The organism is Kribbella turkmenica (assembly GCF_004348725.1).
GTDB lineage: Bacteria > Actinomycetota > Actinomycetes > Propionibacteriales > Kribbellaceae > Kribbella > Kribbella turkmenica.
The window spans coordinates 1-7,205 of record NZ_SMKR01000254.1; the positions used below are offsets into that span (position 1 = coordinate 1).

Below are 7,205 nucleotides of genomic sequence, written 5' to 3' on the forward strand. Positions count from 1 at the left end.
GTCGCAGATCAGGCCGGTGCCGGTCGGCAGGACCTGCGGGGACAGCCCGGCGGCCACCAGCCGCTTCCGGATCAGTTCGGTCGTGCGCACCTCGTGCCAGCCGAGCTCCGGGTGGGCGTGCAGGTCGCGCCGGACCGCCACGATCTCGTCCCGGACCGCGGCGACCCGGCTCTGCAGGTCGGTGAGCAGCACCTGCTGCGAAATCGTCATTGCGCGATTCTCCCATTCGGCCGGCGAGACGCCTGTCCCAGGCTCCGAGACCGGACGGATCCGGTCAGTTTCAGTTCACCCGGCGCGTTGGCGTTCTGCCGGAGCGTCACGGTGGAAACTACGATTGAGTAACGAGCATTTCAGTCACGCATTGTCAGTGGCTGGGTGGTCTGGCCGGGTCTATGGTGTCGCTGCGAACGCCTGCACGGGGCGGTCTGGAACGAGGAGGCATCTTGCGGCACACGACGAAGCTGGTGGCCCTGGCCGCCACCGTGGCGCTGGTGGTGGCGGGCTGCGCGAAGAAGGAAGAGCCGGGAGGCGCCGCCGCCAGCGACGAACTGTGCGCCGACAAGTCGGGGGCGGGCCCCAAGATCGGCCTGGCGTACGACATCGGCGGTCGCGGGGACAAGTCCTTCAACGACCTCGCCGCGGCGGGCGTGAAGAAGGCGCTCGACGACCTGGACGCCACCTGTGAGGAGGCCGAGGCCGCCCAGGAGGAGCCCGACTCCGCCAAGGAGGAGCGGCTGCGGACGCTGGCCGAGGCCGGCTTCAACCCGATCATCGGCGTGGGCTTCGTCTACACCGAAGAGGTCGTGAAGGTCGCCAAGGAGTACCCGGACGTCAAGTTCGCCGTCGTCGACGGGTTCGGCGAGGGCCCGAACGTCACCAACCTGGTGTTCTCGGTCGAGCAGGGCTCGTTCCTGGTCGGCGTCGCCGCGGGCCTGAAGACCAAGACCAAGAAGGTCGGCTTCATCGGCGGTGTCCGCGGGCCGATCATCGACCCGTTCGCGGCCGGGTACAAGGCCGGCGTGGCCGCGGTCGACCCGGCCATCACGGTCGACATGAAGTGGCTGTCGGACAAGGGTGACGCGAAGGCGTTCGCGAACCCGGCCGGCGGCAAGACCGCCGCGACCGCGCTGTACGACGCCGGCTCCGACGTCGTCTTCCACGCCTCCGGCTTGTCCGGTGGCGGCCTGTTCGACGTCGCCGCCACGAAGCCGGACGGCACCTGGGCGATCGGTGTCGACGCCGACCAGTACCAGACCGCGACCCCCGAGCAGCAGAAGCGCATCCTGACGTCGTCGCTGAAGAAGGTCGACGTCGCCGTCTTCGACTACGTGAAGGCGTTCAAGGACGGCACCACCAAAGCCGGCTTCGACCTGTACGACATCAAGCGGGACGGTGTCGGCTACTCGACCAGCGGCGGTCACCTCGACGACGTGAGCTCCAAGATCGACGAGTACAAGGCCAAGCTGGTGTCCGGTGAGCTCACGGCACCGTCGAAACTCTGACGACTGACAGCTCGGGCTCGGGCCGGTGACGCGGTAGCGTTTCGGCCCGGGCCCGAGGCTCGTCCCGGCGGCAACGAGGTCGCCGCAGAGATCTGGGAGCGTGCGAGATCGACACCATGACTCAGACGATGGCCGTCCGGCTGCGGGGAATCGGCAAGAGTTTTCCCGGTGTGGTGGCCAACCACGACGTCGACATCGACGTCCGGGCCGGCACCGTGCACGCCCTGGTCGGTGAGAACGGCGCCGGCAAGTCCACCCTGATGAAGATCCTGTACGGCGTGCAGAAGCCGGACGACGGCACGATCGAGATCAGCGGCGAGCAGGTCGTGCTGCACTCGCCGGCCGACGCGATCAAGCAGGGCGTCGGCATGGTCTTCCAGCACTTCATGCTGGCCGACAACCTCACCGTGCTGGAGAACGTCGTTCTCGGCGCCGAGAAGCTCTACGGCATCGGCGACCGCGCCCGGGCCAAGATCACGGAGCTGTCCGACGCCTACGGGTTCGGCCTGTCGCCGGACGACCGGGTCGAGGACCTCGGTGTGGGCCAGCGGCAACGGATCGAGATCCTCAAGGTCCTCTACCGCGGCGCGAAGATCATCATCCTGGACGAGCCGACCGCCGTCCTGGTGCCGCAGGAGGTCGACGCGCTGTTCGGCAACCTGCGCGAGCTGAAGGCCGAGGGCTACACCCTGCTGTTCATCTCGCACAAGCTCGACGAGGTGCTCGCGGTCGCCGACGACGTCACCGTGATGCGCCGCGGGACGACGGTCGCCTCGGTGCAGCCGAAGGACGTCACCGCGCGGCAGCTGGCCGAGCTGATGGTCGGTTCGGAGCTGCCGTCGCCGAGCACCGAGGAGTCGACGGTCACCGAGGACGTCCAGCTCGCGGTCGAGAACGTGACCCTGGCCGGCCCGGGCGACCGGAACCTGCTCGACGACGTGTCGTTGCACATCCACCGTGGCGAGGTGCTCGGCATCGCCGGTGTCGAGGGCAACGGACAGACCGAGCTGGTCGAGCTCGTGATGGGGATCCGGCCGACCACCTCCGGGCGCGTCCGGCTCGGTGACGAGGACATCACCGACTGGAGTACGGCGGAGCGGCGCAACGCGGGCATCGGGTACATCCCGGAGGACCGCCACCGGCACGGCCTGCTGCTGGACTTCCCGCTGTGGGAGAACCGGATCCTCGGTCACCAGGACCGGTCGCCGAGCGTGCGCGGTCCGTGGATCAACAAGACCGGCGCCCGCAAGGACAGCGCGCGGATCGTCGAGCAGTTCGACGTCCGCACGCCGTCGATCGAGACCACCGCCCGGGCGCTGTCCGGCGGCAACCAGCAGAAGTTCATCGTCGGCCGGGAGATGAGCGGCGACCCGGTGCTGCTGATCGCGTCGCACCCCACCCGGGGCGTGGACGTCGGCGCCCAGGCCGCGATCTGGGACCACATCCGCGAGGCCCGGCGGCGAGGGCTGGCGGTGCTGCTGATCTCCGCCGACCTGGACGAGCTGATCGGTCTGTCGGACCAGATCCAGGTGATCCTGCGCGGCAGGCTGGTCGGCGAGTTCGACCCTGACACGGTCACCCCGGAGCAGCTCGGCTCCGCGATGACCGGTGCCGGAGAAGAGGAGTGATGGGCAAGCTCGACCTGCGCCGGATCGGCCTGGCGCTCGCCGCGCCGGTGCTCGCCATCGTCGTCGCGCTGGTGATCACCTGCTTGATCCTGCTGGCCGCAGGCAGTTCCGTCTCCGGCTTCCTCAGCACGATCTTCTCCGCGCCGGCCGAGCGCAACGTCATCAACATCCTGAACAACGCCTCGATCCTGTACCTGTCCGGCCTGGCGGCCGCGATCGGATTCCGGATGAACCTGTTCAACATCGGGGTCGAGGGCCAGTACCAGGTGGCGGTGTTCACCGCCGCCGTGTTCGCCGCGCAGGGCTGGCTGCCCGGACCGGTGAACGTGGTCGTCTCGATCGTCCTGGCCATGGTCGTCGGCGCGGTCTGGGCGTCGATCGCCGGTGTCCTGAAGGTCACCCGCGGCGTCAGCGAGGTGATCTCGACGATCATGCTGAACGCGATCGCCGGCTCGCTGACGGCGTACCTGCTGCGCAAGGTCGGTGTGTCCACCGGCAGCAACCTGGCCACCGAGGAGATCCCGCAGGACAGCTGGGTGCCCGGCATCCCGCTGTTGCCCGGGGCCCCGAACGAGCTGCTCGGCCTGGCCCTGCTGGCGGTGCTCGCCGGAATCGGGTACGCCGTGCTGCTGAACCGGCTGAAGTTCGGCTTCAACCTGCGTGCCACCGGGACGTCGGCCAGCGCGGCCGTTGCCAGCGGCATCGACGTACGGCGGATGGTGGTCGTCTCGCTGATGATCTCCGGCTCGATCGCCGGCCTGATCGGGCTGCCGCTGCTGTTCGGCAGCTCGCACAGCTACGGCACCACGTTCCAGGCCGGGATCGGCTTCGCCGGCATCGCGGTCGCGCTGCTCGGCCGGAACAACCCGGTCGGCATCGCGTTCGGCGCGCTGCTGTTCTCCTACCTGGCCGAGCAGAGCAACCTGCTCGAGATCAACGCGCGGGTGTCGCCGGACATCGTCGCGATCAGCCAGGGCGTCATCGTGCTCGCCGTCGTCATCGCCTACGAGGTGGTCCGCCGGTACCGCAACGCGCTCGAGCAGCGGCAGGTGGCAGCGCAACTCAGTAGCTCGGCCCCGGCCGAGGCGACCTCGGAGGCGACCCGATGACGATGGCTCCCGAAGAGCTCCGGCCCGCCGGGGCCCCGTCCGAGGCCCTCGTGCCGCGGCGCCGGATCAGCATCTGGATCTGGCTGCTCATCGGACTGGCGCTGATCTCCGCGGTCCGGGTGCTGACCGGCGCGCACGAGGTCGACTCGGCCGGCACCATGCGCGAGGCGGTCAACGCCTCCGTCCCGATCGCCCTCGCCGCGCTGGCCGGTCTCTGGTCGGAGCGGGCCGGCGTGGTCAACATCGGCCTCGAGGGCATGATGATCCTCGGCACCATCGGCGCCGGGTACTTCGGCTACTGGTACGGTCCGTGGTCCGGCATCATCGGCGCGATGATCTTCGGCATGATCGGCGCCGCCCTGCACGCGTTGGCGACGGTGATCTTCGGCGTCGACCACATCGTCTCCGGCGTCGCGATCAACATCATCGCGCTCGGTACGGCGGCCTTCCTGGCCGACACCTGGTTCTCCGGTCTGCAGGGTGGTGGACCGACCCAGTCGCCACCGCTCGACGCACCGCTGTCGATCACGGTCCCCGGCATCTCGGACGCGATGATCGACCTGCAGGACAAGCACTGGTTCCTGGTGTCGGACCTTGCCTCGCTGGTCGCCGCGGTGACCACCGGGCTGTCCACGATGACGATCCTGGCGATCGTGCTGATCGTCGGCAGCGCGCTGCTGCTGTGGCGGACGGCGTTCGGCCTGCGGCTGCGGTCCTGCGGTGAGAGCCCGGTCGCGGCCGAGACCCTGGGGGTCAACGTCTACCGCTACAAGTTCATCGCCGTCCTCACCTCGGGGGCGATCGCCGGAGCCGGTGGGGCGTTCATCGCGCTGGTCTCGTCCGGCATCTACCAGAACGGGCAGACCGGTGGCCGTGGCTACATCGGCCTGGCCGCGATGATCTTCGGCAACTGGCGGCCGGGCGGTCTGGTGATGGGCTCCGCGCTGTTCGGCTACACCGACGCGCTCCAGTTGCGCGCCGGCGGTGAGGCGGTGCACGCGCTGCTGATCATCGTCACGGTCATCCTGCTGGGCGTCGCCGTGCTGCAGTTCCGCCGGGGCCAGAAGATCGCCGCGATCACGTCGCTGGTGATCGCGATCGGTTTCGCGATCTGGTTCTTCAGCACCGACACCGTCCCGGCCGACTTCACCCGGATGACGCCGTACGTGACGACGCTGCTGGTCCTCGGGCTGGCGGCCCAGCGGCTCCGGATGCCGGCTGCCGACGGGCTCCGATATCGACGCGGTCAGGCGGGTTAGCGCCGTGCCGGACGAGCCTTCGACGGCCGACCGGCCGGCGTCCGCCGACGGGCCGGCGTCGGTCGACTGGCCGGCGTTGCGGGCGGCCGCGGTCGAGGCGATGGGACGGGCGTACGCGCCGTACTCGCACTTCCCGGTCGGTGCCGCGGCCCTGGTCGACGACGGGCGGGTCGTGACCGGCTGCAACGTCGAGAACGCGTCGTACGGGCTGGGGCTGTGCGCCGAGTGCGGGCTGGTCTCGGAGTTGATGAACACCGGCGGGGGACGCCTCGTCGCTTTCACCTGCGTGAACGGGCACGGCGACCTGCTGGTGCCCTGTGGCCGGTGCCGCCAGCTGCTGCAGGAGCACGGCGGGCCGGGGCTCCTGCTCGAGACGACGGCCGGTATCCGGCCGTTGCGGGAGCTGTTGCCGGACGCGTTCGGTCCCGAGTTCCTGGAGGAGATGTGAGTTTCGACGCCGTCGACGTCATCCGCACCAAGCGGGACCAGGGTGAGCTGAGCGACGGGCAGATCGACTGGGTGATCGACGCGTACACCCGGGGCGACGTCGCCGACGAGCAGATGTCCGCGCTGGCGATGGCGATCCTGCTGAACGGGATGAACCGGCGGGAGATCGCCCGCTGGACCGCGGCGATGATCGCCTCGGGTGAGCGGATGGACTTCGCCGGGCTGTCCCGGCCGACCGCGGACAAGCACTCCACCGGCGGCGTCGGCGACAAGATCACGTTGCCGCTGGTTCCGGTCGTGGCCGCCTGCGGCGTCGCCGTACCGCAGCTGTCCGGGCGCGGCCTCGGCCACACCGGCGGCACGCTGGACAAGCTCGATTCGATCCCGGGCTGGCGGGCCACGCTGTCCAACGACGAGCTGATGCGGCAGCTGGAGGACGTCGGCGCGGTGATCTGCGCCGCCGGGGACGGGCTGGCTCCGGCCGACAAGAAGCTCTACGCGCTCCGGGACGTGACCGGGACGGTCGAGGCGATCCCGCTGATCGCCAGCTCGATCATGAGCAAGAAGATCGCCGAGGGCACCGGGGCCCTGGTGCTGGACGTGAAGGTCGGCACCGGCGCCTTCATGAAGGAACTCGCCGACGCCCGCGAGCTGGCCGAGACGATGGTTGCGCTCGGCACCGATGCCGGTGTGCGGACCGTTGCCCTGCTCACCGACATGTCCGTGCCGCTCGGCCTGACCGCCGGGAACGCACTGGAGGTCCGCGAGTCGGTCGAGGTGCTGGCCGGCGGAGGCCCGGCCGACGTCGTCGAGCTCACCGTCGCGCTGGCGACAGAGATGCTCGCCGCCGCCGGTGTCACCGACGTCGACCCGGCTGAGAAGCTGCGCGACGGTACGGCGATGGACGTCTGGCGCACGATGATCGCGGCCCAGGGCGGCGATCCCGGGGCCGAACTGCCGGTCGCACCCGAGCAGCACGTCGTACCGGCGCCTGCGTCCGGAGTGTTGTCGAAGCTGGACGCTCTGGCCGTCGGCGTCGCCGCCTGGCGGCTCGGCGCCGGCCGGGCGCGCAAGGAGGACCCGGTCTCCCCGGTCGCCGGAGTCGAACTGCACGCCAAACCGGGCGACCAGCTTACCGAGGGCCAGCCGCTCCTGACCCTGCACACCGACGACCCGTCCCGCTTCGACCGCGCCCTGGAGTCCCTCACCGACGCGGTCGAGGTCTCGACGTCGTACACCCCCCGGCCCCTGGTGATCGAC

General features: G+C 69.8%; 6 protein-coding genes and 1 pseudogene. 6 read left to right on the top strand and 1 reads right to left on the bottom strand.

The features are described 5' to 3' along the window. Positions 1-210: pseudogene (locus E1218_RS34015) on the bottom strand (amidohydrolase); the annotation flags it as partial. 233 nt (positions 211-443) lie between these two features. Between E1218_RS34015 and E1218_RS34020 the strand changes: the two are divergent. The 6 genes from E1218_RS34020 to E1218_RS34045 all read left to right on the top strand — a co-directional run. After that, positions 444-1,502, top strand: a complete 1,059-nt coding sequence (locus E1218_RS34020) for a BMP family lipoprotein (RefSeq protein WP_202866347.1) — start codon at positions 444-446, stop codon at positions 1,500-1,502. Between the two features lie 116 nt (positions 1,503-1,618). Continuing rightward, complete coding sequence (locus E1218_RS34025) at positions 1,619-3,130, top strand: ABC transporter ATP-binding protein (RefSeq protein WP_132327157.1); 1,512 nt, start codon at positions 1,619-1,621, stop codon at positions 3,128-3,130. After that, positions 3,130-4,239, top strand: coding sequence for an ABC transporter permease (locus E1218_RS34030; protein ID WP_132327158.1), 1,110 nt, complete (start codon positions 3,130-3,132; stop codon positions 4,237-4,239). Before E1218_RS34025 ends, E1218_RS34030 begins: the two co-directional genes overlap by 1 nt. Continuing rightward, a complete protein-coding gene (locus E1218_RS34035; protein ID WP_132327159.1) occupies positions 4,236-5,498 on the top strand; it encodes an ABC transporter permease in 1,263 nt (420 codons plus the stop codon). The genes E1218_RS34030 and E1218_RS34035 overlap by 4 nt, the downstream gene beginning before the upstream one ends. 4 nt (positions 5,499-5,502) lie before the next feature. Next, positions 5,503-5,946, top strand: coding sequence for a cytidine deaminase (locus tag E1218_RS34040; RefSeq protein WP_407657657.1), 444 nt, complete (start codon positions 5,503-5,505; stop codon positions 5,944-5,946). Further along, on the top strand, positions 5,943-7,205 hold a 1,263-nt coding region (locus tag E1218_RS34045; protein ID WP_132327160.1), incomplete at its 3' end, for a thymidine phosphorylase. The genes E1218_RS34040 and E1218_RS34045, both read left to right, overlap by 4 nt.

Bases quoted from the DNA above. Each gene is read 5' to 3' on its own strand.
- E1218_RS34025 (WP_132327157.1), top strand. From the start codon at position 1,619: ATGACTCAGACGATGGCCGTCCGGCTGCGGGGAATCGGCAAGAGTTTT.
- E1218_RS34030 (WP_132327158.1), top strand. From the start codon at position 3,130: ATGGGCAAGCTCGACCTGCGCCGGATCGGCCTGGCGCTCGCCGCGCCG.
- E1218_RS34035 (WP_132327159.1), top strand. From the start codon at position 4,236: ATGACGATGGCTCCCGAAGAGCTCCGGCCCGCCGGGGCCCCGTCCGAG.